The sequence below is a fragment of the Bacillus sp. Marseille-P3661 genome (genome assembly GCF_900240995.1).
GTDB lineage: Bacteria > Bacillota > Bacilli > Bacillales > Bacillaceae_J > OESV01.
On record NZ_LT965953.1, the window covers coordinates 142,711 to 168,420 of the forward strand.

Annotated in this window: 20 protein-coding genes; 17 read left to right on the forward strand and 3 right to left on the reverse strand. The window is 37.9% G+C overall.

Going from position 1 to position 25,710, the window contains the following annotated elements; translation table 11 throughout:
• Window positions 1–177: 177 nt before the first annotated feature.
• The 6 genes from C1724_RS00660 (at window position 178) to C1724_RS25945 (ending at window position 8,241) form a co-directional block, all read left to right on the forward strand.
• The gene (locus tag C1724_RS00660; protein ID WP_102344837.1) at window positions 178–1,680 is read left to right on the forward strand and encodes a stalk domain-containing protein; all 1,503 of its coding nucleotides are present in this window, start codon (window positions 178–180) and stop codon (window positions 1,678–1,680) included.
• 764 nt (window positions 1,681–2,444) lie between these two features.
• The gene (locus C1724_RS00665; protein WP_102344838.1) at window positions 2,445–3,656 is read left to right on the forward strand and encodes an MFS transporter; all 1,212 of its coding nucleotides are present in this window, start codon (window positions 2,445–2,447) and stop codon (window positions 3,654–3,656) included.
• A gap of 127 nt (window positions 3,657–3,783) precedes the next feature.
• Complete coding sequence (locus tag C1724_RS25365) at window positions 3,784–3,951, forward strand: hypothetical protein (RefSeq protein ID WP_180994078.1); 168 nt, start codon at window positions 3,784–3,786, stop codon at window positions 3,949–3,951.
• Complete coding sequence (locus C1724_RS00670; RefSeq protein WP_102344839.1) at window positions 3,938–4,537, forward strand: YdcF family protein; 600 nt, start codon at window positions 3,938–3,940, stop codon at window positions 4,535–4,537. The genes C1724_RS25365 and C1724_RS00670 overlap by 14 nt, the downstream gene beginning before the upstream one ends.
• A gap of 72 nt (window positions 4,538–4,609) precedes the next feature.
• A complete protein-coding gene (locus tag C1724_RS00675; RefSeq protein WP_258000246.1) occupies window positions 4,610–7,381 on the forward strand; it encodes an S-layer homology domain-containing protein in 2,772 nt (923 codons plus the stop codon).
• 728 nt (window positions 7,382–8,109) lie between these two features.
• The gene (locus tag C1724_RS25945; RefSeq protein ID WP_258000247.1) at window positions 8,110–8,241 is read left to right on the forward strand and encodes a hypothetical protein; all 132 of its coding nucleotides are present in this window, start codon (window positions 8,110–8,112) and stop codon (window positions 8,239–8,241) included.
• A gap of 113 nt (window positions 8,242–8,354) precedes the next feature.
• Here C1724_RS25945 and C1724_RS00680 read toward each other — a convergent pair whose 3' ends face one another.
• The gene (locus tag C1724_RS00680) at window positions 8,355–8,870 is read right to left on the reverse strand and encodes an HXXEE domain-containing protein (RefSeq protein ID WP_102344840.1); all 516 of its coding nucleotides are present in this window, start codon (window positions 8,868–8,870) and stop codon (window positions 8,355–8,357) included.
• Window positions 8,871–9,145: 275 nt separating this feature from the next.
• Between C1724_RS00680 and C1724_RS00685 the strand changes: the two genes are divergently transcribed.
• The 8 genes from C1724_RS00685 to C1724_RS00720 all read left to right on the forward strand — a co-directional run bounded on the left by C1724_RS00685 (window position 9,146) and on the right by C1724_RS00720 (window position 20,286).
• On the forward strand, window positions 9,146–9,364 hold the full coding sequence (locus C1724_RS00685; RefSeq protein ID WP_102344841.1) for a hypothetical protein: 219 nt from the start codon (window positions 9,146–9,148) through the stop codon (window positions 9,362–9,364).
• A gap of 84 nt (window positions 9,365–9,448) precedes the next feature.
• Window positions 9,449–9,682 carry a hypothetical protein gene (locus C1724_RS00690; RefSeq protein ID WP_102344842.1) on the forward strand — a complete coding sequence of 78 codons (234 nt, stop codon included), beginning with the start codon at window positions 9,449–9,451 and terminating at the stop codon, window positions 9,680–9,682.
• A 436-nt stretch (window positions 9,683–10,118) separates the two neighbouring features.
• Window positions 10,119–10,865, forward strand: coding sequence for a WecB/TagA/CpsF family glycosyltransferase (locus tag C1724_RS00695; RefSeq protein WP_102344843.1), 747 nt, complete (start codon window positions 10,119–10,121; stop codon window positions 10,863–10,865).
• Window positions 10,862–12,439, forward strand: coding sequence for a putative polysaccharide biosynthesis protein (locus C1724_RS00700; RefSeq protein WP_102344844.1), 1,578 nt, complete (start codon window positions 10,862–10,864; stop codon window positions 12,437–12,439). Before C1724_RS00695 ends, C1724_RS00700 begins: the two co-directional genes overlap by 4 nt.
• Before the next feature lie 293 nt (window positions 12,440–12,732).
• Window positions 12,733–13,794: a glycosyltransferase family 4 protein gene (locus C1724_RS00705; RefSeq protein WP_102344845.1), complete on the forward strand. Its 1,062-nt coding sequence runs from the start codon at window positions 12,733–12,735 to the stop codon at window positions 13,792–13,794.
• Window positions 13,795–14,217: 423 nt separating this feature from the next.
• Complete coding sequence (locus C1724_RS00710; RefSeq protein ID WP_102344846.1) at window positions 14,218–16,182, forward strand: DUF5693 family protein; 1,965 nt, start codon at window positions 14,218–14,220, stop codon at window positions 16,180–16,182.
• A gap of 1 nt (window position 16,183) precedes the next feature.
• Window positions 16,184–17,254, forward strand: a complete 1,071-nt coding sequence (csaB, locus tag C1724_RS00715; protein WP_102344847.1) for a polysaccharide pyruvyl transferase CsaB — start codon at window positions 16,184–16,186, stop codon at window positions 17,252–17,254.
• Window positions 17,255–18,324: 1,070 nt separating this feature from the next.
• On the forward strand, window positions 18,325–20,286 hold the full coding sequence (locus C1724_RS00720) for an N-acetylmuramoyl-L-alanine amidase (protein WP_102344848.1): 1,962 nt from the start codon (window positions 18,325–18,327) through the stop codon (window positions 20,284–20,286).
• Between the two features lie 123 nt (window positions 20,287–20,409).
• Here the strand turns inward: C1724_RS00720 and C1724_RS00725 are convergent, their stop codons facing one another.
• A complete protein-coding gene (locus tag C1724_RS00725; protein WP_102344849.1) occupies window positions 20,410–21,456 on the reverse strand; it encodes an LCP family protein in 1,047 nt (348 codons plus the stop codon).
• Between the two features lie 77 nt (window positions 21,457–21,533).
• Window positions 21,534–22,169, reverse strand: coding sequence for a YigZ family protein (locus tag C1724_RS00730; protein ID WP_102344850.1), 636 nt, complete (start codon window positions 22,167–22,169; stop codon window positions 21,534–21,536).
• 491 nt (window positions 22,170–22,660) lie between these two features.
• Here C1724_RS00730 and C1724_RS00735 point away from each other — a divergent pair, with 491 nt between their 5' ends.
• The 3 genes from C1724_RS00735 (at window position 22,661) to C1724_RS00745 (ending at window position 25,327) form a co-directional block, all read left to right on the forward strand.
• Complete coding sequence (locus C1724_RS00735) at window positions 22,661–23,803, forward strand: sensor histidine kinase (protein ID WP_374703409.1); 1,143 nt, start codon at window positions 22,661–22,663, stop codon at window positions 23,801–23,803.
• Window positions 23,804–24,036: 233 nt separating this feature from the next.
• Window positions 24,037–24,729 (forward strand): response regulator, encoded by a 693-nt coding sequence (locus C1724_RS00740; RefSeq protein ID WP_102346678.1) that lies wholly within the window; start codon window positions 24,037–24,039, stop codon window positions 24,727–24,729.
• A 436-nt stretch (window positions 24,730–25,165) separates the two neighbouring features.
• Window positions 25,166–25,327: a hypothetical protein gene (locus tag C1724_RS00745; protein WP_180994079.1), complete on the forward strand. Its 162-nt coding sequence runs from the start codon at window positions 25,166–25,168 to the stop codon at window positions 25,325–25,327.
• Window positions 25,328–25,710 lie beyond the last annotated feature (383 nt).

Sequence of the window (25,710 nt, forward strand, 5' to 3'; positions counted from 1 at the left end):
CGGGTGGTTGGCTGCTGCCATCTTATCAGTTTATTAGTCCGTTGAAGGAATAAAATGGATTACTGATTGTCTAACTTAAAATCGTATAATAGTATTGAAGTTTCATAGCTATGTAGTAAGGCTTTAAAGGCCTTACTCCTTACATAATGAAACCAATTTGGAAGGGATGACTTTTAAATGAATAAAAAACTTATTTCATCTGTTGTTGCAGCATCTATGCTTGTCCTGCCTTCTTTAAATGTTGTTCAAGCAGCAAATTCACCGTATCAACCTGTTAATCTTAAAATAGACGGTGTGGAAAAGAACTTTGCTCAACCACCTGTATTATTCCATGATGTGACACTCGTACCTTTACGAGGTATTTTTGAGTCATTAGGAGTGGAAGTAAAGTGGGATCCTGAGCTGCGTAAAGTGACTGCTATTCGTGACCAAGAAGTTCTTGAGTTGAAAATCGGCTCGAAGGAAGCCTTAAAGAATTATAAGCCGATTCCATTAATGCAGCCGGCGATGATTATCAATGATTCTACCATGGTTCCATTACGATTTGTCAGTGAATCGTTCGGTGCAAACGTGGATTGGGATGGTTCAACTAAAACTGTTATTGTTGAATCAGTAGATGAGGACAGTGAAGAATCAGTAAGTGAAGAAGTGGAAAATGCGTTGCCGGAATTGACAGTTGCTGCGGCGGTTGAGAAGGCACTTACTACTAGTAATGATATCCGAACAGCGGATGCGAATGTTGAGAGAGCTGAGGAAGTACAGGGTAAGGCTGCTGATAATGTGACATATGCGCCAATTGGTACTGGTAATGGTGCAGCAGATGCACTAGCTCGCCGCGCATTTACTGGCTTACAACAAGCCAACATTGGTGAACGAGTGGCAACGAAGCAATTAGATGTAGCCAAAGAGTCTGTGGCATTTTCTGTTCAAATAGCATATAACGAAATATTACGAGCGCAAGCTCAACTAAGTCTTGCTGAAAAAGCATTGGAGCTAGCAGGAGTTCAACGGAATATTGTTGAGCAACAGGCGAAAGTTGGCATTGTAAGCGAGTTTGATTTAACAAAAGAAAATAATAGTTATGATGAAAAGGAAAAACAGCTTCAATCAGCACAAACTGCATTGAAGGATGAGTATGAGAAATTTAACTTATTAGTTGGCTATTCATTAGATAAACGTTTTAACTTAGTAGACCAACCTGATGAAGAAATTATGATTGAGGAAGATGTTGACTACCAGGTTGCTAAAGTATTATCTGGCAGCACTTCAGTTTGGTTAGCTGAGCAGGAAGTGAATATTGCGAAGTTAAACCTAGATTTATATGTATTTAATGACCCAACAAATCCAGACACGTACAAAGCTACGGAAATTGACGTAGAAAAAGCAGAGTATTCATTATCTGATACAAAAAAACAGCTTGAACAAGGAGTTAGAGAAACTTATAACTCTATAAAGCAGCTGCAAAATCAATTATCTATTTTAGAAACAAACTTAAATAACGCTGAACAAACACAAAGGCTAGTGAAAGCTAGACACGACCTCGGCATGGCAACAACGCTTGAGCTTATGAATGCTAATATGGGCGTCGATCAAATTAAACAACAAATGTTTGATATTAAAGCACAGCTTGACTATTTACAAGTATCATATGAAAAGCCGTGGGTTGCGGCAGGACGATAGAAAATCACTTTAAAATGAAAAATTTAAAAGCGAACCTATTCAGTGAATGCTACTGAAAGGTTCGCTTTTTTATATTTAAGGCCGTGTGTTGAAGTTTTTTGGGCAATGGCGGTTATGTAGGTTGGAGTGCCGAGAATTCTACGGGGATCAGGGAGATCTGCTAGGAGTGCTGCTGTGCTGCTACGGCTTTTTGGATGTCCGTAGTTTCATGCAGTGCGCTCATAAGTGGAAAGCAACTAGCATCTTAGCAGAGCTATATTTTAAAAAGAGTTAACTAGTTGCTATTAAAGATTGCATTAAGGAGTCCTGAATTAGAGGTGGACAAATTTTTTACATAATAGTAGATCACTAGATTGCAGTGAATCAGAAAATGAACAACTTCAGGCAGACCGCAGGCATTAATTTCTCTTTCTATACCAGGATATCTGCCACTTTTCACGTATATCAGCCACTTTTTATGATATATCGTCCACTTCAAGTAAGATATCTGCCAGTTATGAAATATATCAGCAACTGACAATGATTCTCAATCCACCAGCCAACCTACCAACCAAATGTACCGACAACTAAACCTATAGCACAATCCAAAATGACAAGATATAATAATTTATCTTCAACTTTCTCTACTACTCTCGATTTTGCTTGAAAATCTGACAAGCTAGTGAGAAAATTTTCTCTATTATCTATTTTGTAAAAAGCAGCAAAAAACCGCTATTGATCAAAAGTGTATAGTTCGAATTTTTTAATAGATGGAGATGGTTTCAATGGGATTGAGTGCTTATCAGCTTACTAAGCCTAAGTTGGAAAAATTATCGCCAAAAGATCGAAAGTTTTGGTTGGCGATTTCGGCTCTTGGAATTGGTTCAATTTTAACGTTTGCGAATTTATATTTTGTGCAGCCATTGATGCCGGCGTATGTTGATTCTTATCAAATTACTCCAACGACGGCTAGTTTGTCGTTATCGGTGGCGGTGGTTGCTCTGATAGCGGGTTTGTTGTTTTTTGGAGTTTATTCGGATCGGTACGGACGGACGACGCTAATGAAAGTAACATTGGTGTTATCTATTGTTCCATTGTTCATTTTTCCGTTTTTATCTAGCTTTTGGGTATTGCTTGGTCTTCGGATTATTCAAGGCTTTTTTATCGCAGGACTTCCAGCTGCGGCCATTGCTTATATCGGTGAGGAGTTTGAACAAAAAAGCATCGGACTTGGAATTACGATTTATATTGCTTGTAATGCGGTTGGTGGAATGGCTGGCCGCATACTAATTGGAATTTTATCTGACATGGTAGGTTGGCAAACGGCGATTTGGTCTTTATGTGCAACTAGTGTAACTCTGTTCCTTCTATTTATATGGTGGTTACCAAAGTCTCAATACTTTGAACCAAGCCATTTACCATTCAAGCAGGATGTCAAGGGGATGCTCGTGCATCTGAAAAATCCTGTGTTAATGAACGCATTTATGATGGGGATTATTCTTCAAATTTCTTTTACAGGAGTTTGGACGTATTTACCTTTTTACCTTGGTGACGAGCCGTTCAATTTATCGATGAAGGAAATTTCATTAATGTATTTAGCTTACTCGTTTGGGGTCATAGGCTCACCTGTAGCGGGGAAATTAGCGCAAAGCTATAAGCATAGCACGATTATTGTAACAGGCATCCTTATTTTAATACTAGGGGTTTTATGTACGGTGATCCATTCGGTGGGTGCGGTTATCATCGGTTTATGTTTAGTATGTTTAGGTTTTTTTATTGCGCATTCGATGACGGCGGCTTTTGTAAATATGCAGGCTACACATCATAAAGGCGGTGCTTCAAGTTTATATCTAGTAAGCTATTATATTGGTGTAGCAACAGGTGGTACAGCTACTGGGTTTATTTGGTCATCCTTTGGCTGGATAGGCATTGCAACTTTAACAGTTTTATTCATTCCTATTACAATAAAATTACTAATAGATTACAAATCAAAGTGATTGACAGACATATTTTGACAAGTATGTTAGAATAACATGGTATGTTTCAAATAAATTGTCGAATTTACATCTTAGAAAAACAAAAATGCTAGGGTAATAGTTATCGTTTTGAAGGAGAACTAGATTTATGAACAACCAAACAAAATTGGGACTTAATCAGGGGAATTTATTGGCTATTCTACAATCTGCGCATGCAAAAGGAGAGAAATCCATCATTAACGATCCAATTGAAATGATTCAGGATTTGATTAAGCAGATGAAGGAAGTCGAAGAGTCAAAGTATGAAAAAGTTTAGGCTAGTTTTCGCAGTAGTCGTATTGCTAATTTTATTAGGTTTTGTCATAAAAAATCCGTTATTGCAAGCACTGGCGGATTTTTTAATTGTCAAAGAAGAGGTTGTCCAAAGTGATGTGATCATCGTTCTTGGTGGTGAGGTGAAAGGCGAACGTACTAAAAAAGCAGTAGAACTTTATCATCAAGGCTATGCACCAATGCTGCTTTTTTCAGATGGAACCGACCTTTCATGGCGAACGAAAGCAGCAGATGAAATGGTTGCGCTAGCGCTTGAGCTACATGTGCCTGAATCTGCAATTGTAAAAGAATCAAAATCGCGCAGTACCTATGAAAATGCTCTTTATTCAAAAGAAGTCATGATTGAAAATGGTTGGGAGTCGGCGATCGTTGTTACGACAGATTGGCATACGAAACGAAGTCAGTTTATTTTTGATGAGGTATTTAAAGGCACAGATATTGCACTCACATATGCTGGTGCGCAGGATGAGCGCATTGATAGTTTAACAGAATGGTGGACAGACTCTGAAAAACAGCAAATTGTATTAACAGAATGGGCTAAGTTTATCGTTTATTATCTTAAATACTAGTTTTTTAAAAAAAAGAAAGATTACAAGCTTCTAAGCTAAAAACAAAAGATTCATCATAAGGGAGAGAATTAAATGAAATTGAAACGCAACAGGTTGGCAATACTGCTCACTATTTTACTAGTTTTACAGAGCTTTGCTAGTGCTGCTACGGCCAGTGCATCTGTTTTAGGCACAAAAGTTGCCGATAACAGTACGAAAATATCACCTGGGGTTACGTACAGCTCACAAGCGTACGAAGGCAGTTCAACTAAACAAGCAGTGAACCAATTAACAGTCGATTTAAATGATCCGTTTACAGTGCTAGATGTACACATTCCAAATCCAATTAATAATACTACGACTGTAACGAAGGTTGCACAGCAAAATAATCGCGAAGGCAACTTTGTCGTTGGCGCAGCAAATGCTGGATTTTTTGATACAGTTAGTAAATATCCTATTAATTTAATTGCGAAAGAAAATAAGGTTATTAATGTTGGTGTTTTTGATTTACCGATTACAAGTCCACTTAATGCACCAGTAGCATTTGGAGTTAATGCGAATGGCAAAGCAGTGATTGGCGAATATAATTTAAGATATGATGTGCGAATTGGCGATTTTACACAAGCCATTAAAAAAGTAAACACAACACGTACAGAGGGATCTGTTGTTTTATATACAAAAGCTAATCAAACAACAGGATCAAATGAATGGGGAACAGAGATTATTATTACCGATGTAAGTCCATCGCCAAGTTCAATGGAAGTCGGCTCAAAAATGATTGGAACAGTTTCAAAGGTTGTTAGATTTGGACAAGCTGGGAATTCAACTGTTCCTGCAAATGGTTTAGTTCTATCTGCGCACGGCTCTGAATGGGCCGAGAAGTTAAAAAATATTACTGAAGGTGATTCTGTTCAAGTGGAGCTAGGTTTAGGCGATGTTTGGCAGGATGCGAAATATGTCATTGGTACAGGCCCGTTATTAGTAAAAAATGGCCAGGTTTCCATTTCAATGGACGAGGCGCAAGCATTTTCAAAAGGCCGTAATCCAAGAACAGCCATTGCAACAAATCAAGCGGGCGATAAAGTATTTATTATAACAATTGATGGCAGACAATCAGGCTATAGTAATGGTGTAGGGTTGCGCGATTTAGCAAACCATTTAATTTCACTTGGTGCTTATAACGCAATCAACCTTGATGGTGGCGGTTCAACGCAAATGGCTGTACGTCAACTAGGCAGTTCGCAGCCAACATTAGCGAACCAACCATCTGATAACTGGCAAAGACCGGTGTCAACTGTTCTTCAAGTTATTAGCACAGCGCCAACAAGTGACCCGAAAACAATTAAGCTTAGCAAGCCTGCAGGTAAAATTTTAAAAGGAACACCAATTGATATTACAGTTGATTATGTAATTGACCAATATATGAACCCAGTGGCGTTCAGTCCAAGTGCTATTACGTTAAGTGCTGAAGGTGGCATTGGATCAACAGAAGGCATGAAATTCATCGCTGAAAACGTGGGTACAGGTAAAGTAGTCGCTCACTATAATGGTGGCGTTGGTGAATTACCGTTAACCGTTGTGGATACGTTTGATAAGCTTGAAATTAGTCCGAAGTCAGCAGTAGTTGGCGTAAATGAAACGGTTCAATTTAGTGGAAAAGCATCGAATAACAATGGTGAACCACTTTTATTCGATACATCCTTAATAAAATGGTCTGTTGAAGGCGATATTGGCTCTATAACAGCTGATGGTAAATTTACAGCTGGTGCTAAAAAATCATCCGGCTATATCGTTGCCACATTTGGACAAGTTCAAGCAAAAGTTGCTGTACAGGTTGGTGCAGATCCAGTTTTAATTGACGGCTTTGAAGATCTTGCAAAATGGTCAGCTGACCAAGCGAAAGCAACAGCATCGATTGCAAAATCAGCAAGTGGTGAGCCAGTCAAGCAAGGTAGCTCCTCATTAAAATTAACGTATGATTTTACAACTGCTGAAGAAGGTACTAAAGCAGCATATGCGAAATTAATCAATCCAATCACGATTCAAGGTAATCCTAAGGCGATCGGCTTATGGGTATATGGCGACGGCGCTGGCCATTGGTTACGCGGAACGATAAGTGATGGTACAGGTAAACAACATGCAATCAGCTTTACTGAAGAAGGCGAATTAACATGGAAAGGCTGGAAGTATGTTCAAGCGAAAGTTCCAGCAAACTTACCATTACCGCTTAAGTTTGACCGCATTTACGTTGCGGAAACTGTAAAAGAAAAGCAAAACAGTGGTGTTATTTATCTTGATAAACTGCAATCGGTATATGTTGATAATTACACAGAAGTATCATTTAAAGATGTGAGCAGCGATCATTGGGCAATTGGTTCGATTACGTTCTTAAGCGATCGCAATACGATTCGCGGTTATGAAGATGGAACATTTAGACCAGGTGCTCAAATTACAAGAGCACAAGCAGCAGCGATGATTGCGCGCGAACTTAAGCTTGAAGCTGCTAATGATATCGAGTTAAAATTTACGGATGTTCCAGAAAAGCATTATGCGATTAATGACATTAAAAAGGTAGCAGCTGCAGGCATTATTACAGGTAAAAGTGCAGACACATTTGCGCCAGATGAGCCTTTAACAAGAGCAGAAATGGCAGTTGTTTTAAATCGGGCATATTCACTGCAAGGTGAAGCAGAAAATAAATTTACAGATGTAAAAGATAATCACTGGGCCATTAAGTCGATCAAAGCATTAGTTGCGAACGACATTACAGGCGGTTATCCGGATGGCACATTCAAGCCATCTGCACCAACAACACGTGCTGAATTCTCATCATTCATGGAGCGTGTAATTAAGTTAGCAAAATAATTTATAGAGAAGGTGCCAGTCCCTTGGTTCAACTAGGGGAATGGTGCTTTTTTGCTTTGGTATAGTTAAAAACATGCCCGGATCCAAACTTATAACCTGATTTTTATTCACTAAAAGAGCGTGGTTTAGCAGACTTTGTGCGTCATTTAAATGATCTAGCGGATTCAACATACCGGTAGTGTGGTCGTTTTGCATTTATAATCCGATTTTGCTGATTTCTAGTCGAAGTTTTCGATTTGTAAGCGGATTTTATGGATTTGTAATCGGAATTTCAACGTTTCTAATCCAAATTCGTCATTTCTAAGCGAAGTCTGATTCAAGGCTGTTGGTGCGACGTTTTCACATGTGCAAAGGCAAGCCACAATTTAAAAGCTGTTGCTATTCTATTGTGAATGAAAAGCAGGTTATGAATAAAAGTTAATCTATGTTTATAAAAAAGCGATCTTGAGCTAAAACTCCAGTTCGCTTTTTGAATTTTATGGAAAATAATATTGATTTTGGGATGAAATATGCTAAAATAATTGATATAATTAACTTACTTTTCAAACAATTCAAATAACGGGAGGGGGAGTTCAACTAGCGCGTAAAATTTTAGTTTTCCTAAAATGTAAGCGTTTGATTTGGAAAAAAGTTTACTAATATGAAATGCCATTTTAGAATGTACACCAACGCAAGGGGTACGCTTATTTATTAAAATATCACTGTCTATTATGAAAGGAGAAATATACATGAGCATGCATGGGGAAGTTACAACTTTTAATTTATTTGATTTAACGTGGGAAGAAATTGTTGAAAAAGGTTTCGAGAAGTATATTGATAAAGAAAAATATGAGAAATATCAAGAATCTGAATCTAAATAATATGCATTTGGAAAATGAGTTCTTAATAAAATAAAAACGGATTGGAGTGTGCTGACTTCAGTCCGTTTTTATTTGTTTTAATGTATAACTATAAAAAAGGATTAATCTAATGATTAATTTAATGCCAACTTAGCAACTAAATGAGCTGCAAGCGCAAATGGGCCTTGTAAAATAAAGCCCATGAGGAAAAATAATCCAAACCTTTTAAAGGTCAACAATTCATTTTTTAGTAGGTATCTTAATGTGAAAAAAGAGTATGGATATATGATTACTATGGAAGTGAGGATTCCTGGAACATAGTCTCGAAAAAAGATAAATTGAAGTAAATGACCAATTCCATTTGCTAACAAAACCCCGGGAACTAAAAACGATAAAAATGTGATCGGTTCCATCCCAAAGTATTTTCTATTATTTAATGCTTGGTAACATCCGATTGCACTTAGAATCCACAGTAGTATAAATGCGAATGTAAACTTTTCTGATGTCATGGAAATAGGAAGGATTTCTGCGTGATCTATGAGGAATTTTTCGACGGTTAGTATTTCTTCGATATCATGAATTAAATAAAGAATTGGAAACAGTAAAATTAACTTTTTTAACAATGGAAACTCTAAAAATGGATTGTTCATAGATATCACCTTATCATAAATAAATTCATTTAATCCTCACACAAACTCCACTATAAATTATGCTCCTTAAATAATTTCTTTGAGTTGTTCTTACACTTACTTTACATAAATTGTCATGAAAACAGATAACCTTAATGATTGTATGTAAATAATAATTTTTTGGCAATCCTTCTGATTCAGTAGATAGGAAGTAAATACCTTTCCTATACCTAGAATAAAACATTTCTTTAAAAGCATCCTATAGTTTGTATTTTATGATTAGAGGAGGAAAAACCATGACAAATCAAATCGACACGAATAAACTAAAACAAGCAGAGGCTGTAACTTCTTTAGCAAAAGACTCTATCACTTCTGCAATTGAACAATCTGCAGCGAACACTACAATGACTTCAGAAGCATTAAAACAGGCGGCCAATGAAATTGCTCAAGCTCAGACATTAATTAGCCAAGTACAATCGCAGCTGCAAACTCAATCATCAAAATCTGAATCATAATGATATATAAAAACAGTTGCTTTTATAAGCGACTGTTTTTACCGATTAAATTAGAATACATAGGAAAGAAAGAGGAGTGCAATCATGCTAAAACAAATTGACATTACCAAACTCAAGCAAGCTGATGCTGCAGCCACGCTCGCAAAAGATTCGATTACGGTAGCAATCGAACAATCTGCTGCGAACGCCATTCTGGCAAATGAAGCATTAAAGATAGCGTCATTTGAAATTGCTCAAGCTAAAACATTGGTCAATCAAGTCAAGTCACAGCTAGCACCTCCAGCCAAATCAACTGTTTTTGATAAAGTAGAATTTTAATATGGATACTCAATAATAATTAATTGATAAATTGACACCTATTATATAAACTCTAACCGTGCTATATATGGGAAACTTCCCTATTTTTAACGCATAGCTTTTTACAGTCTGCGGTAGGATTTGTAGTTTATTTTCAAATTTTATTTTCAAGCTTAGCAAATTTATTTGCAGCTTTCAGCATACTATTTTCAACTCTCCTTCATCTAGGCAAAAAATACGTCCTCCCAATACTCACCGTCTAATGTCCCGCAGTGTAAATCGCTCCCCACCGCACGCTGCCACTCAAACCTTGCTAAACACACCAATCATTCAACCTAACGCTACCCACCACCTCCAGCACCAATCCGCAAAATATCGCTTTTTTTTCGTGAATTTGGTATAGTCTGATATAGTTATTCATAAAAAAATGTCAAAATTGCAGGTAAGGTGAAACAAAATGGAAGATAAATTCGTCTCAATATTAGGCGTACGTTTTATACATACAAATATGACTGATATGGTCGAGCGTTTAAAACAAAGAATACAAAGCAATCAAAAAGCATTTGTTGTTACAGCTAATCCAGAAATTGTGATGAAAGCACGCGAAGATGCGACATACAAGCAGTATGTAGAAAAAGCCACATATGTAACTGCGGACGGCATCGGAGTTGTAAAAGCTGCGCAAATTCTTGGGAATCCATTGCCAGAGCGAGTTGCCGGCTATGACTTAATGCGCAATATGCTAGCTGTGCTCAATGAAAAAGGCTTAAAGCTATATATGCTTGGAGCACAGCAAGACACGATCGTAAAAGCAGTCGATAAAATCAAAGCGGAATATCCAAACATTCAGCTAGTGGGCTACCACAATGGCTTTTTCAATTGGGACGACCCAGGTATTCCAAACGAAATCAAAGAAAAGCAGCCTGATCTAGTGTTAGTAGCCTTAGGTGTGCCACGTCAAGAAAAATGGATTGCCGAGCATATTAACCAATTTGATAAGGGCGTATTTATCGGAGTAGGCGGCAGTTTTGATGTGATTGCTGGAACTGTGAAACGGGCGCCAGAAATGTGGCAAAAGCTGAATATCGAATGGCTTTACAGACTAGTAAAACAACCAACGCGCGCAGGACGGATGCTAGCTCTTCCACGCTTTGCGATTAAAGTATTCGGACAAAAGTTCAAAGGTGGCACGAACGCATCATGACCCAACAGTCTTCCTTTGTAAAAGGCACAATCATAATTACGATTGCGACCTTAATATCTAAAATTTTAGGCAGTATTTTTCAAATTCCATTGCAAAATATCGCTGGGGATAAGGTGCTTGGGATTTTCGGACTTGTTTATCCGGTGTATATGATTGCATTAATTTTATCAGTAGCAGGGATTCCAATTGCGATTTCCAAGCTTATTTCCGAAGCGAAAGCAGCTGGCCGTGATGACGAAATTGCCAATATTTACAGATCAGCAAGTATTTTAGCGATTGCATTTGGAATCACCAGCTTTATCCTCATGTTTGGATTTTCTAGTCCGATTGCCCAAGCACTTGGTGGAGAATTCACACGCCCAGCGGTAATCGTTGTATCCTTTACGCTCCTTATCGCGCCATACATGGCAGTTTACCGTGGCTTTTTTCAAGGCTTTGAGGATATGAGACCGACCGCGATTTCACAGGTTCTTGAGCAGTTTTTAAGGGTGGGACTTATCATCGTGGCGGCTTATATTTTAGTTAAACAAGGTGCTGAGAATGAAGTGGTAGCGGGTGGGGTCATGATTGGTTCATCCGTAGGAGCGCTATTGTCACTCTTTTATTTAAGAATGAAATTTAGAAGGTTCCATGCTCGTCCAACTGGAATGAATAAGCTATCAATGAATATATTTAGGCAGTGGGCGAAGAGAATTTTGGTGTTGTCCATTCCGATTGCAATTGGATCGTTAACGATGGCATTGCTAAATATGATTGACTCATTAACCGTTCCACATGGCTTAAAGTGGATAGGAATTCTTCCAGACGATGTGCAAGAGCAATTTGGTATTTACAGGAGAGGGCTATCGCTTGTACAAATTGCTGCTGTTTTTTCGAGTGCAGTCATTTTGCCGCTGATCCCAATTATTTCAAAAACGATGGCCAAAAACGACATACAGCAAACGAATCATTACATAGTACGTTCATTAAAGATGGCCCATTTAGTTTCTTGGCCGGCAGCGCTGGGGCTCGTTGCACTTACGTGGCCGATTAACCGGGCATTGTTTATGGATTTTCAAGGTAGTGAGGTGTTAGCGCTCATTAGTTTTAGCTCTGTATTTACATCTTTAACTGTGTTAACAACTGGAATTTTGCAGGGCCTTAATCGCTCGAAACTTGCAGCATGGTTAATTGTTGGCGGAGCAATTTTAAAAGGGTTATTAAATATTGTGCTCGTCAGTCAGTTTGCGATTATAGGTGCAGCATATGCAACGATTATTACTTATATTTTATTAACAATCGTAAATATTGTGATGATCTACAGAACGACAAATTACAACATTTGGCGAAAAGAAACTCTTGTATTTGTCGGCGCAAGTATTATAATGGGGGTTGTGGCTTTTTTACCGTTACATTATCTTTCGGTAATGACATGGTCAAGACTGGAAGCAATGCTATACTTAGTAGTTATGATTCCTATTGGTGCGCTTGTTTATGCAGCACTAGTTTTACTAGGAAAAGGATTTAGCAATGAGGAGTTGCGGGGATTACCAATAATTGGACGCTATTTTGGCAAATTACATCAGCGAAATTGAGTTAACCTAGTAAAAGTGATAGCATTATTAAATGAATAAAGTCAGAAATTGTCATAAAATATCTTAACGCGTTTCTAGTAGTTATGATATAATCACTTGTGATATCAGAAAAACACATATTTTGCCCGCAATGGAAAATTATGCTGATTTTTCTTATATTTTATTCAACTTATGACGGTAAACAAGTTTTAAAATTAATAGGTATTTGAAAAGTAGAAAACAACAATCTTAGTAGAGAAACGGATATTAACTAGTAATTCATTTGTAATTACTTTAGTACGGGGAGTGTAAATATGTTAATTTTAACGGCAGTTATATGTTTTCTTTCCTCAATTGCGTTAACGCCATTAGTAAAGAAATTTGCACTTTATATTGGTGCGATCGATAAGCCGAATCAACGTAAAGTTCATGAAAGAATTATGCCACGTTTAGGTGGTTTAGCGATTTATATAAGTATGATGATAGGTTTCCTTGTTATGCGGCCTGATGAGCCTTATACATGGGCTGTTATTGTAGGGGCAACCGTTATTATGCTAACAGGTGCATTTGACGACCGCTTTGAAATTTCGCCGAAGGTTAAGTTGCTAGGGCAAATCTTGGCTGCAGCAGTTGTAATCATTGGCGGTGTTCAAATCCCAGTTATCAACGTACCGTTTATTGAAACACAAATTAATTTAGGATATTTCAGTATTCCATTTACATTGCTATGGATCGTTGGGATTACGAACGCCATTAATTTAATCGACGGTTTAGATGGCCTTGCTGCTGGTGTATCATCAATCGTTTTAATTACGATTGCAGCAATGGGTATGGTTATGGGTAATGCCTTCGTTGTGATGGCTAGTACTGTATTGCTAGCTAGTACGCTTGGATTTTTAATTTATAACTTCCACCCTGCGAAAATCTTCATGGGTGACACAGGTGCTCTATTACTAGGATTTATGATTTCAATTATCTCTATTTTAGGATTTAAGGAAATCACAGTATTCTCACTAGTACTACCAATCGTTATTTTAGGTGTACCTATCTCTGATACATTTTTCGCGATTATTCGTCGAATCGTTAATAAAAAGCCTTTATCGGCTCCAGATAAATCACATTTACATCATTGCTTATTAAAATTAGGTTATTCACATCGCCAAACGGTTTTAATTATCTATGCAATGAGCGCATTTTTCGGAATTGCAGCTGTGTTGTTAACAAAGTCAACGCTTTGGAGTGCAACATTGATTATTACAATCGTGCTGCTAGCGATTCAATTAATAGCGGAGCTAGTTGGCTTAGTTAGTGAAAACTATCGTCCGATGTTAAACCTATTTAGAAGAGTAGGGAAAGTAGCAAATAGTAGAAGATAAAAATGCTGTTAAACGGTTTGTTTTTAAAAATTAGTATACAAACGCGTTAAACGGTTAAACATTTTAACAAAAGGAGAGCTGGCGACAGCTTTCCTTTTTAATAGCTATCAAAGGATAAATTGTCGAATTTTAAGAGCAAGCATGGTAGTATATAAAAAGATATGGAATCCAGATGGCGCTCGTATTGGAAAATGTGGCTTCCGCTAGAGGTATTGGCGGGAGTTTTTTATTAGGGGAAAATGAAAAGAGTAGATTATTTTGGCTTTAGGATCGTACGTACTTGTCCAGCTTCAGCGCCCAGCCCCTCGGGGTCAAATAACCTTCCTCCTCGTGAAGTCTACCGACTTCTTCGTCGGAAGAACATTTGCCTGTCGGGGCTGATCAGGGCGCTTGCGCATTTCTAATTGAAAAGGATGTGATTTTGTGAAGAAAATATTACTTGCAATCGTCGCTCTATCGATATTGTTAACAGCACCACTCATTTATAACCGCGCCAAAGTTGAATGGCAAAATGATACATACGAAATGATTGTACCTTATGATGAACTTCAAGAATTAACATTGAGAGGTCTTGACCCGGATGTTATGTATAAGGAGCTTTACGAAAGTGGTGTACGTGGGGTTGCAATTGAACCAACGGGTATTCGTGATCTCGTGGAAGATGGTCAAGTTATTACGTTAACGAAAAGCGATATGTTAAGTATGGTTGATCATGATGAACAACTTCGTGAACAAATTATTTACACTGAATCGAAGGGCTTGTTTATATTATTAAAAGAAAATTTGAATCCTCGTTGGAAGGATGCCATTTTAACAACATTTGCTGATCGAATTGAGGAAGTTGAAGGACTTCCGACATTAGAAAGCGAGTCACTTTATTTCATTCAGGGTGCGGATAAAATTGAATTGCTTGAGGGTGCGAGCACCATCGTTAACCCAATTTTAACGAAACCGCTTGGCTTTGCTGAAAGTATTGTTGAAGAATTTGTAGCACACGGTTTTGAACCTGTTTTTCGTATTGGAAATGATATCGACGACAACAATTCATATGTGTTAGATCAAATGAAAAAACTGTCTGATCAATATGATGCGCATAAAATATTATTTACCGGTACAGAAATGCTAGGTGTACCACCGCATACTGCGATCGAGATGAAACATGATGAAGAGTATTATGCGACTCGTTTTAAAGATGAAGGCTATGTGATTATGCCGATTGAATTTACAAAGCAAGATGGACTTTCAGCATATGCCGCAAAATTTGATAATAAAATTGTTCGTCTTCATAGCTTAAACTTTTTTGATTCACGCGGCGGTTATACGGACCGCGCGACACGTGCGGTGAAGGAACGTAATATTCGTGCTCTGTATCTACATGTTGCCGATGTAAAAAAGCTTGAATCTGAATATATGACCGCAGAACAAACCTATGAAGTTGCTATTAAGGAAATTCAAGCCATTCAAAATCAAATGGCTGATAAACATGAGCCAGGTATCGCACAGTCTTATGATATTTTAGCAGCTCCTATTTGGCAGTCGATAGCAGCGCTAATTGGAGTAGCTGCGTTTGTCGCATTGGCAGCAATGATGTTAAATGAAAAAATGGCACTGCTTACGTTTGGCGCGATGCTAGTACTAGTTCTAGGCTATGTCGTCACCGGTGCAACATTATTTTTACAAGCTGCAGCACTAGCAGTGTCGATTGTAGCTGCTACATTGGCTGCGATTTCAGGCGAACATATTCGAAGTAAAAAAGACATGGTAGTGAAGTTTTTAAAAGGCGCAGGCCTTGTATTGCTTGGCGCTTGGTTTGTAACGGCATTGCTTTATGGCAATGAATTCCTAGTTAAAATTGAAGAATTCAGAGGCGTTAAGTTGTTGTTTATTATGCCGATTGTGTTAACAGCATTACATGTAATGCGTGATCATATAAAAGAACTGGCAATGATGGTTACTCGCAACTATTATTTTATTATCATTGGTATACTTGGTGCTGGTTTTATGATTTTACTAGCTCGTTCAGGCAATGATGCAGGTGAGCTTGTTTCTGGTGCTGAATTAATGTTCCGTCAAGGCTTAGAAGATTTGATGTTCGTTCGTCCACGTACGAAAGAATTTTTAATTGGTTATCCGTTATTTGTGTTAGCGATGTATATTATTTATCAAGGAAAAGGCTGGGAGCAGCGCATCGGTAAATATTTATTAGCAGGCGGCGCGATTGGTTTTATGTCAAGCGTAAATACATTTACGCATTTGCATATCCCACTGTATTTATCATTGTTACGCACAGTGTATGGCTGGATCATCGGTGCGATTATCGGTCTTGTGTTAATCGCCCTTTATCGTTTAGCAAAAAAATATTGGCCGTTAGTTCAGGAGAGGTTATAAAATGAGAGTAGTGCTATCAGGGTATTACGGCTTTCATAATGTCGGCGACGAAGCCATTTTACAAGCAATCATACATGCGTTACGTCAAGCGAAAAAAGATATACAAATCACCGTGCTTTCAAATGATCCTGATTATACAAGCAAAACATATAACGTAGATGCGGTTAATCGCTGGAAACTTGGACAAGTCATGAGTGCGATACGCGCTGCAGATGGCGTTATTAGTGGCGGTGGTAGCTTGCTTCAGGATAAAACGGGCATGAAAAGCGTGCCATACTACACAGGAATAATGATGATTGCCCGTATGTTAGGAAAGCCATTTTTTATCTACGCACAAGGTATTGGTCCATTAAATAATTCTGTTAGCCAAAAACTTGTAAGCTATGCACTTTCAAAAGCAAGTTTTCTAACTGTACGCGATGTAGATTCGCTGCAGCTGTTAAGACGTATTGGTATAAAAAAAGAAGTAGAACTCGTTCCTGATCCTGTAATGGGCATGGCTTTTCGGAAGGATTTAAACGATAGCTGGCTGCGCAGTCAGGGCGTGACAACTCCGTTTGTTACCGTCGCGATCAGAGACTGGCCATCACAGGTCGATTTTAAGAAAAAAATTGTAAAAGCACTCGACCAGTGCGCAGCAGAGGGTATCGATGTAGTGTATGTACCGATGCATGGTGTGCACGACGATGCAACATCGCGCGAAATGGTTGAGATGATGGAAGAGAAAGCCGTTGTGTTTCCTTATAAAGCAAGTATTGAAGAAAAAATCTCCGTGATTGGCGATTCTGATTTACTATTTGGTATGCGCCTGCATGCGTTGATTTTTGCAGCGGTTGCACATACGCCGATGATTGGTTTATCATATGATCCGAAAATTGATTCTTTTATTAACCAAGTCGGCCAACCTTTAATCGGCCATGTTGATGAAAAATGGTCAGCAGATGATTTGTATAAACTCATTCAACAGCAATTGCATGATGCCAACCAAGTTAGTATTTTAAAAAGTAAAGCAGCTCCATTACAGCAACAAGCAAATGAAACTGCAGCAAAAGTGGTTGAGTATTTGAGCTAGTTGAGATAACTTTGGAAAATCCCACAGTCTGATGATTGGCTGTGGGGTTTTTATTTTGCTGTGAATTATAAATTGGAGATTGGCTCGGTTTGTTATCAACAGTTTTTATATCATTAATGAACCTGTGTACAACATTTAATTGATACCAACGTTTTGTGCACGGGTTCTAGCATTCACGTCATATTAATTTGTTTCAACATGTCATCATTTGTGCACAAAATCTAAATTGTTACCAACATATCCACACAATTTTTATGAATGAAGTGCCATCGTATAAAAACATATCTATAGTTTAGCAATATATCAACATTTTATCGGGGATAACTCGGCTTTATTTGCAATATTAACGTAGAGCTGCAAAAGAAATTTAAACATTTAACAAGATATCAACAGATTTTCAACTTGTTTCAACATTTTAAGCATGCAAAAACGGGTTATCCACAACATTTCGTTTAGAGTTAAAACCTCAGCAAGCAGATATCTGCCACTTTTCGATTATATCTTCCACTTTGCTGTAGATATCTGCTACTTTTTCAATATATCGTCCACTTTTGGATACATATCAGTAACTAATAGACATTCTCAATTACAGCGGGGGCGCCTGGTCAGTGGTAATTGCAAGATTAAATGCAAAGTAAATAATAGCAAACTACTTTTTCAACCTGCTGACGTTTTTTCCAACAGTTAGACATTCTCAATTAATGCAGAGCCGCCAAGACGGAGATAATTGAAAAATCAAATGCCATACGCATTATTGCAAACTATTATTTTCAATCAGACAGTAGACATTCTAAATTAACACTGTGATCCTAGTCGGGGGATCGTTGCAAACTTGATTTAGACCATGCATTATTCAACCTCCACTTCCAAACTAGCGACACATATTACCAATAATTGCTACAAAAATTTCTTTTAAATGACAAAATGGGGTCAATTGTCTCAATTTGTTGCAAATTGCTGAAACACCCTTGATATATTCCTAGTAAACTATTACATTTGAAGTAAAGAAAAAATAGGTAGGATTTGCTAATGTTTTAGAAAAAACTACTAGAAGGGAGGAGACAAACAACATGACAAAAAAGTCGTTTTTAACATTCATAATTTGCACGTTTGCCATTGTTTTCATATACCTTGGTATACCACTGCAAACGGCCAGTGCAAATGAATTAGGTCTAATAACGACAGATGACCTCAATGTGCGAACAGCACCTTCCACTCAAGGTGAAATTTTAGGTAAAATCCATACTGGAACTGAAGTGGAAATACTCGAAAAAACAGGTGAGTGGTACAAAATCAGCTCGAATCTTGGTGACGGATTTGTTCATAGTTCATATGTAAATATACATACTTCTACGAATAAAACATCAAACACTTCTACAGCGACTTCATCGTCTTCAAAAGTAAAGGTTTATGTTAATGGTGAATTATTACAACTCCCAATCGAACCACCCATCACAGATGGACGAGTTCTTGTTCCATTTCGCGGAATTAGCGAAGCGCTAGGCATACAAGTGAATTGGCTAAATGCGACTCGACAGGTTGAAGCCATTGATAACGGAAAATACGTGTTGTTTACCATTGGCAAACAAAAAGTTCAGGTTGGAAATGAAACCTTGAATTTAGTGCCTGCGGCTCGTATTGAAAAAGAATACACAGTGTTGCCGCTGCGGTTTTTCGCAGAAAGCTTTGGTGCTGACGTACGCTGGATCGATTCCACACGTACAGTTGAAATCAACCGAGGAGAATCTATTTCAAACGAAAACGAGGAAGCGACTTCGCCAAACACAAGTGGCTCACTAACCCTAGCGTTAATTGAAGATGCGGATGTAGGCGTTTATGAAGAGCCGAATTCTAAAAGTAAAAAACTTGGTAGTCTGCAGCAGGGAGATACAATTAAAGCTTATGCTGCTAGCCTTAGTAAGAACGACGAATGGTTAGAAATACAATATAAAAATGAATCAGCTTATATAAAGTCCGATTCAATTCGTTCACAGCAAAGCACTATCAAAGGTACGGTTAATGCAACGGCATTAAATGTTCGGAAGTATGCAGATTCCGAATCAGATATCGTTGACCGACTAAGCAAAGGTCAAGAAGTGATTGTCTATGAGTTTGATGGTCAGTGGGCTAGGTTTAAAACGAACGGCAAATGGGGTTATGTACATAGTTATTATTTAACTTTGAAAAAAAATAATAAATCCTATGTTGCTCTTGGATCGCCGACGTTTGAAAATAACGGAAACCGCAGCTTGTTAACGTGGTCAAAGGTTGGTGCAGTTACAACAAGCCATAAACTGATTTCAGGCGGAGTTGAAATTAGTTCGAATGCAACAACGGTAGACGAATGGAGCAGCAATCATCCCGCGGTAAAACGAATTGAATATGCAAGCGGTTCAAAAATTAGAATATATTTCAATCCGGGTTATCATTTTGTTGTCCGACATTCAAACAATGATGTAAAAATAACATTGCTTGAAAGTGGATTAACAGGTAAACGAATTGTGATTGATGCGGGGCATGGTGCCCATGATCCTGGTGCAGTAGGTGTAACAGGGTTGAATGAAAAAACGGTTAACTTAGTTGTTGCCCAAAAATTAGCTAATTTATTGCAAGATGCAGGAGCAGAAGTAACAATGACTAGAAATAGTGATACCTTTCTTGCTCTGTCAGAGCGAGTAGCGATTGCACACCGAAATGATGCGGATGCATTTATTAGCTTACATGCAGACTCTTTTAAAGCAACATCTCAGGGCTCAACGACTTTTTATCATTCAGGTAAAAATCCAAGCTGGCAACAAAGTAAGCAGTTATCGGATATTACGATTAAAAAAATTGTTGCAGCGCTAGGAACCGTTAATCGAGGTTCGAACGACAAAAGCTTACACGTTATTCGTGAAACTGAAATCCCAGCCATTTTAGTCGAGCTTGCGTTTTTATCGAATCCTACTGAAGAAGCCATGCTTAAATCAGACGAATCACGTCAAAAAGCAGCACAAGCGATTTACGAATCGTTCGTTGAATTTTATAACTAACAAAAAACCAGTTCTCCTTATGGATGAACTGGTTTTAGCTTTAAAAGAAGTATATAACTTGTCCAGCGCCGGGGCTAGTTCGCGGGGCATTACATTCGACTGTCGCTTTACTAATAACAAAACTTAAAATTGATCTGTTTCCGTTGTAATATCTTCCTCAGATGATGTATCACTATCAGTACCAGTACTTGAATCATCAGTACCTTCAAATGTTAAATGCTGCTTTAATGTTGTTTTTACTGTTTCAAGGTTATCATCATCTAGCACATAGTAATATAAACCCTTGATCCGTGCGCCTTCACCTGTTAACGACAGCATCTCAATGTCTACATTTGAGCCTTGATAGGCATAGTCGTGAAACGCGAGCATATCGTCAAACGACATATTCGTTGTTAAATTGTCACCAATGCCTTTCATGACGTCATCATATTTTGCGACAGACCGCAATGATAGTCCTTTATTGATTATTGCTTTTAAAATTTCTTGCTGGCGATGGCCGCGTTCTACATCGCCATCATATTTGCGTGTTCTAGCATATGCTAACGCCTCTTCACCATCTAACGTTTGAAACCCTTTTGCTATATGTATTGCATTTTTTTCACGATGGCTATTTTGTTCTGTAATTTCAAAAGGAACATCCATTTGAATTCCACCTAAAGCGTCGATGATTTTGATAAAAGCATCAAAATTAAGGCGAACATAGTAATCGACTGGAATATCAAAAAGCTTTTCTACCGTATCAACTGTCATCTCAATATCGCCAAACGCATGAGCGTGGGTGATTTTATCCATTCGATCACGTCCGACAAGTTCTACACGCGAGTCCCTAGGAATACTCACCATTTTGACCGACTTCTCTTTTTCGTTAAAAGTGGCCAGAATCATTGCATCCGTCCGGGTCGAACCACTAAAAACACCATCGCTGCCATCATCAATGCCTAAAAAAAGCACAGAAATATTATCGATCCGTGGATCCACTTTTTGTTCGCGAAGTTTTGATTTATCCTCGAGCTTTCGGGTACTAAGCTTATGCTGTGAACTCTCCACAACTTCCTTTGCCGTACTAGTTAGATAAGAGGCATAGGTCGCCACGCCAATTAAGGCAATAAGCACTGGGATGAGAACAGCCATAAGAATTTTTACGCTCTTACGCTTTTTTGATTTTGCCATAGGTATTAACTCCCTTTAGTAAAACAGAGTTTACTAGTCAGTTTACCCTTAAAAGCGCAAAAAATAACAAATAGAGTTTAAATATCTTGTTCTAAATACTCGCTTTCCCCTTCACTGATGTCAGCTTGTCCGTTCGTTAATTCTGTCATATACAAAATAAAGCCTTCTTTTTTATCTTCATCCACATAGGTTTCAACTTCAACATTATCTAAATAATGAATATCTTTTAATAAATATAGTGGGTGTGCACGCAGTTCATTTTCAATTTTACCTAACCAGGTATAATCAATTTTTGTGTGCATAACGCGCATCAATTTTCGTTCGACCACGCCAATCGCGTTCAAACCTTCAGATACAGCTTTACCATATGCACGAATCAGTCCGCCGGCTCCTAATTTAATACCCCCGAAATATCTCGTTACAACAACGACCGTATCTTTCAAATCACGCTTTTTTAAAACTTCTAGCATTGGAACTCCAGCTGTGCCGCTCGGTTCGCCATCGTCGTTTGCTTTTTGAATATGATTATGTTCACCAATCATATAAGCGGAGCAATTATGGGTAGCATCCCAATTTTTCTTCTTTATAGTCTGAATAAACTCTTGCGCTTGTTCTTCAGATGTTGCGCGACTTATGTAAGCAATAAATCTTGACTTTTGAATAATTATTTCATGCTCACCTGTTGTTTTTACTGTATAATAGTTAAGTAACATGCCATTCCTCCTAATGTATTTTGGAGTAAATCAATTAAATAAAGGGTTTCGTATTGCTATGGTTGCGAAATTTGTCGAAATTCGTCAATAAAAACTATCTTCAAAATGGTTTTATTTGGGTAGATTACATTGGAAAGCTTTAGCCATCTGTTTATAGACTTATTTTATTATAGAACGACATCTGCTTTGCTTCAATGAAAGTGATAAGGGGCCTGAATGATTGCTGGATACTCCGAAATTCCAAGGGATGTATATATGCCTACTTTCAGTATAATTAATCTTAAAGAATGATGGTGCATCGTTGCTTTTATAGTAGATAATTTCCAGTTATAAGCACTTTTTATTAATTTTTTATAAAAACACCCCGAAAAGTGCTCCTTATATACGAAGACTATAGTAATAGGTTTTTTACAACAAGGAAGTTTGATAAAAAAGTGGCACGAGGTCGGGAGAATCCAGACGTTTCCGCTTTTCTATATGGAGGCGATATTGTGTCAATAAAATTAGATGACAAAGTTTTAGATAGTATATTGGAAAGGATGGTTAATACCGTTTCCGATAGTAAAAAAGAAATTTTTGAAATAAGCGAACAATCGCGAAGTGAATATGAAGTTTTAAAAAATGAACTAGAAATGACAAAGCAAGAAGTAAATAACTTAATTGACAAAGGCGATATTTTAGAAGTTCAAGAAAAATTTGCTAGAAAGCGCTTGTCCGAAGTGAGCAGACATTTCAATAAGTATTCAGAAGAGCAAATTCGTGATGCGTATGAAAAAGCACACAATCTGCAAATGCAATTATCAAGCATCCGCCAAAGCGAAAGGGTATTACTCGAACGCCGCAATGAACTCGAACGCCGCTTAAAAGCACTAGAGAATACCGTAGAGCGGGCCGAAGCATTAGTTGGTCAAATCTCAGTTGTTTTAAATTATTTAACGAGTGATTTAAAACAAGTGAACGAGCTGATCGAGGATGCTAGGCAAAAACAAGAATTTGGCTTAAAAATTATTGAGGCGCAGGAAGAGGAAAGGCGCCGTCTATCACGGGAAATTCATGATGGACCCGCACAAATGCTAGCCAACGTCATGCTGCGTTCTGAATTGATTGAGAGAACTTCTAGGGAAAAAGGAATGGATGCAGCGCTAATTGAGGTAAAAGATTTACGGCAAATGGTTCGTTCAGCTCTCTATGAGGTACGAAAAATCATTTATGATTTAAGACCAATGGCACTCGATGATTTAGGACTTATTCCTACATTAAAGCGTTACTTAACGACAGTAGAAGACTACCATAAAATTCGAATTGAGTTTATTAGTATTGGCAGAGAAATTAGGCTGGCCCAGCGCCTAGAGGTTGCTTTATTTCGACTTGTTCAAGAAGCTGTGCAAAATGCAATGAAGCATGCTAAGCCTAAAGCAGTTCAAGTGAAAATGGATATAAATAAAAAACACGTCACACTAGTGATCAAAGATGATGGCCAAGGTTTTGATACAACTTCAAAAAAGGAAGGCTCGTTTGGGTTAGTAGGCATGAGAGAGCGAGTTGAGCTTTTACGAGGACAATTAACCATTGATTCTGTCATCGGTAAAGGAACTCTTATTATGATACAAGTGCCACTCTCGGATCAAACATAAATCTAGGAATCTATACTTATTAATTTAGGTAAAATTGGATAGACTCATAGGTCCTATCTACCATTGTTGGATGGTTTTGTTCATTCTATTTTATATAAGGCACAAGTATTGGTATTATTATAGTGGGGGAATTTCTAAAAATAATAATTAATGATTATATAGAGAAAATTCGAGTCAGTTCTAAATAGTAGAAAGATAGTAAAATAACTTTTAATGAGGGAGGGATAGTTGTGGTGAAAACATTAACGCGTATCTTAATTATTGATGATCATCAACTATTTCGTGAAGGTGTAAAACGTATTCTAGATTTTGAAGAAAACTTTGAGGTAGTGGCAGAAGGGGATGACGGCAGCGACGCGGTAGCTCTAGTTGAGCAGTATAATCCTGATGTAGTCGTAATGGATATTAATATGCCTACAATGAATGGTGTGGAAGCAACTGCAAAATTAGTAGAGCAATACCCAGATGTAAAGGTATTAATTTTATCTATTCATGATGATGAGAGCTATGTAACACATGCCCTTAAAACAGGTGCATCTGGTTATTTACTGAAAGAAATGGATGCTGACTCATTGATTGAAGCTGTTAGAGTTGTAGCTGAAGGTGGTTCATATTTACATCCTAAAGTGACTCACAATCTAGTAAATGAATACCGTCGTTTAGCTACTGGTGATAACGGACAATCAGTAGGAACATTAAAAGACGTAGAATACCGCAAGCCGCTGCATATTTTAACACGTCGCGAATGCGAAGTGCTGCAAATGCTCGCGGACGGTAAAAGCAACAGAGCCATCGGCGAAACGCTGTATATAAGTGAAAAAACAGTTAAAAACCATGTAAGTAACATTCTTCAAAAAATGAATGTAAATGATCGTACCCAAGCAGTTGTTGTCGCGATCAAAAACGGTTGGGTACAAGTTCGATAAATGAATAGTGTTGCAAAGGCCCTTTGTCGATGACTGAGGGTTTTTTGTTTTGAATATGTGGCCTGTGCCATTTGCTTTTATATTTTACTATAATTGATAAATGTTGGGTGTGATTAACATCACACCCATAGTGAAAATGATAGTTAATGGGCATGGTTGGTAATGGTGCGTTTAGTTGGGTGCTTTGTTCAGCTAGTATTGTGTTGAACACAGATATGCGTGTGTTTATATTAACTGACTATTTAGTGTAAGTTAGCATGCAATGAGTGACTGGCCCTGGGTGAGAATCAAAGTCAGTTGCAGATAAAACTGGAAAGTGGCAGATATCCGGTCCCGAGTGGCAGATATCTCGGGAAAGTTGCTGATATACTCAAAAAGTGGCAGATATATGTATCATCCAAAGTGTAAGTTCACTTTTAACTGCAGGTTAATGGGCATGATCGGTAATGGTGCGTTTAGTTGGGCGCTTGGTTCAGCTAGAATTGTGTTGTTCATTGATATGCTTGTGTTTTTATTAACTAATTATTTAAATTTGGCATTAGTAGGGGATTTTGCTTGTGTAAGGTTAACTGGCCAGGGTGAGAATCAAAGTCAGTAGCAGATATAACTGGAAAGTGGCAGATATCCGGTCCCGAGTGGCAGATATCGAGGGGAAAGTTGCTGATATCCTCAAAAAGTGGCAGATATATGTATCATCCAAAGTGTAAGCGCACTGTTAACTGCAGGTTAATGGGCATGATCGGTAATGGTGCGTTTAGTTGGGTGCTTGGTTCAGCTAGTATTGTGTTAACACATAAATGCGTGTGTTTTTATTAACTAATTATTTAAATTTGGCATTAGTAGGGGATTTTGCTTGTGTAAGGTTAACTGGCCAGGGTGAGAATCAAAGTCAGTAGCAGATATAACTGGAAAGTGGCAGATATCCGGTCCCTTCTGGCAGATATTATAGGAAAAGTTGCTGATATCCTTAAAAAGTGGCAG

Excerpts from the sequence above, each read along its gene's own strand:
- C1724_RS00660 (WP_102344837.1), top strand. The coding sequence starts at position 178 with ATGAATAAAAAACTTATTTCATCTGTTGTTGCAGCATCTATGCTTGTC.
- C1724_RS00665 (WP_102344838.1), top strand. The coding sequence starts at position 2,445 with ATGGGATTGAGTGCTTATCAGCTTACTAAGCCTAAGTTGGAAAAATTA.
- C1724_RS25365 (WP_180994078.1), top strand. The coding sequence starts at position 3,784 with ATGAACAACCAAACAAAATTGGGACTTAATCAGGGGAATTTATTGGCT.
- C1724_RS00670 (WP_102344839.1), top strand. The coding sequence starts at position 3,938 with ATGAAAAAGTTTAGGCTAGTTTTCGCAGTAGTCGTATTGCTAATTTTA.
- C1724_RS00675 (WP_258000246.1), top strand. The coding sequence starts at position 4,610 with ATGAAATTGAAACGCAACAGGTTGGCAATACTGCTCACTATTTTACTA.
- C1724_RS25945 (WP_258000247.1), top strand. The coding sequence starts at position 8,110 with ATGAGCATGCATGGGGAAGTTACAACTTTTAATTTATTTGATTTAACG.
- C1724_RS00680 (WP_102344840.1), bottom strand. The coding sequence starts at position 8,870 with ATGAACAATCCATTTTTAGAGTTTCCATTGTTAAAAAAGTTAATTTTA.
- C1724_RS00685 (WP_102344841.1), top strand. The coding sequence starts at position 9,146 with ATGACAAATCAAATCGACACGAATAAACTAAAACAAGCAGAGGCTGTA.
- C1724_RS00690 (WP_102344842.1), top strand. The coding sequence starts at position 9,449 with ATGCTAAAACAAATTGACATTACCAAACTCAAGCAAGCTGATGCTGCA.
- C1724_RS00695 (WP_102344843.1), top strand. The coding sequence starts at position 10,119 with ATGGAAGATAAATTCGTCTCAATATTAGGCGTACGTTTTATACATACA.
- C1724_RS00700 (WP_102344844.1), top strand. The coding sequence starts at position 10,862 with ATGACCCAACAGTCTTCCTTTGTAAAAGGCACAATCATAATTACGATT.
- C1724_RS00705 (WP_102344845.1), top strand. The coding sequence starts at position 12,733 with ATGTTAATTTTAACGGCAGTTATATGTTTTCTTTCCTCAATTGCGTTA.
- csaB (WP_102344847.1), top strand. The coding sequence starts at position 16,184 with ATGAGAGTAGTGCTATCAGGGTATTACGGCTTTCATAATGTCGGCGAC.
- C1724_RS00720 (WP_102344848.1), top strand. The coding sequence starts at position 18,325 with ATGACAAAAAAGTCGTTTTTAACATTCATAATTTGCACGTTTGCCATT.
- C1724_RS00725 (WP_102344849.1), bottom strand. The coding sequence starts at position 21,456 with ATGGCAAAATCAAAAAAGCGTAAGAGCGTAAAAATTCTTATGGCTGTT.
- C1724_RS00730 (WP_102344850.1), bottom strand. The coding sequence starts at position 22,169 with ATGTTACTTAACTATTATACAGTAAAAACAACAGGTGAGCATGAAATA.
- C1724_RS00745 (WP_180994079.1), top strand. The coding sequence starts at position 25,166 with ATGATCGGTAATGGTGCGTTTAGTTGGGCGCTTGGTTCAGCTAGAATT.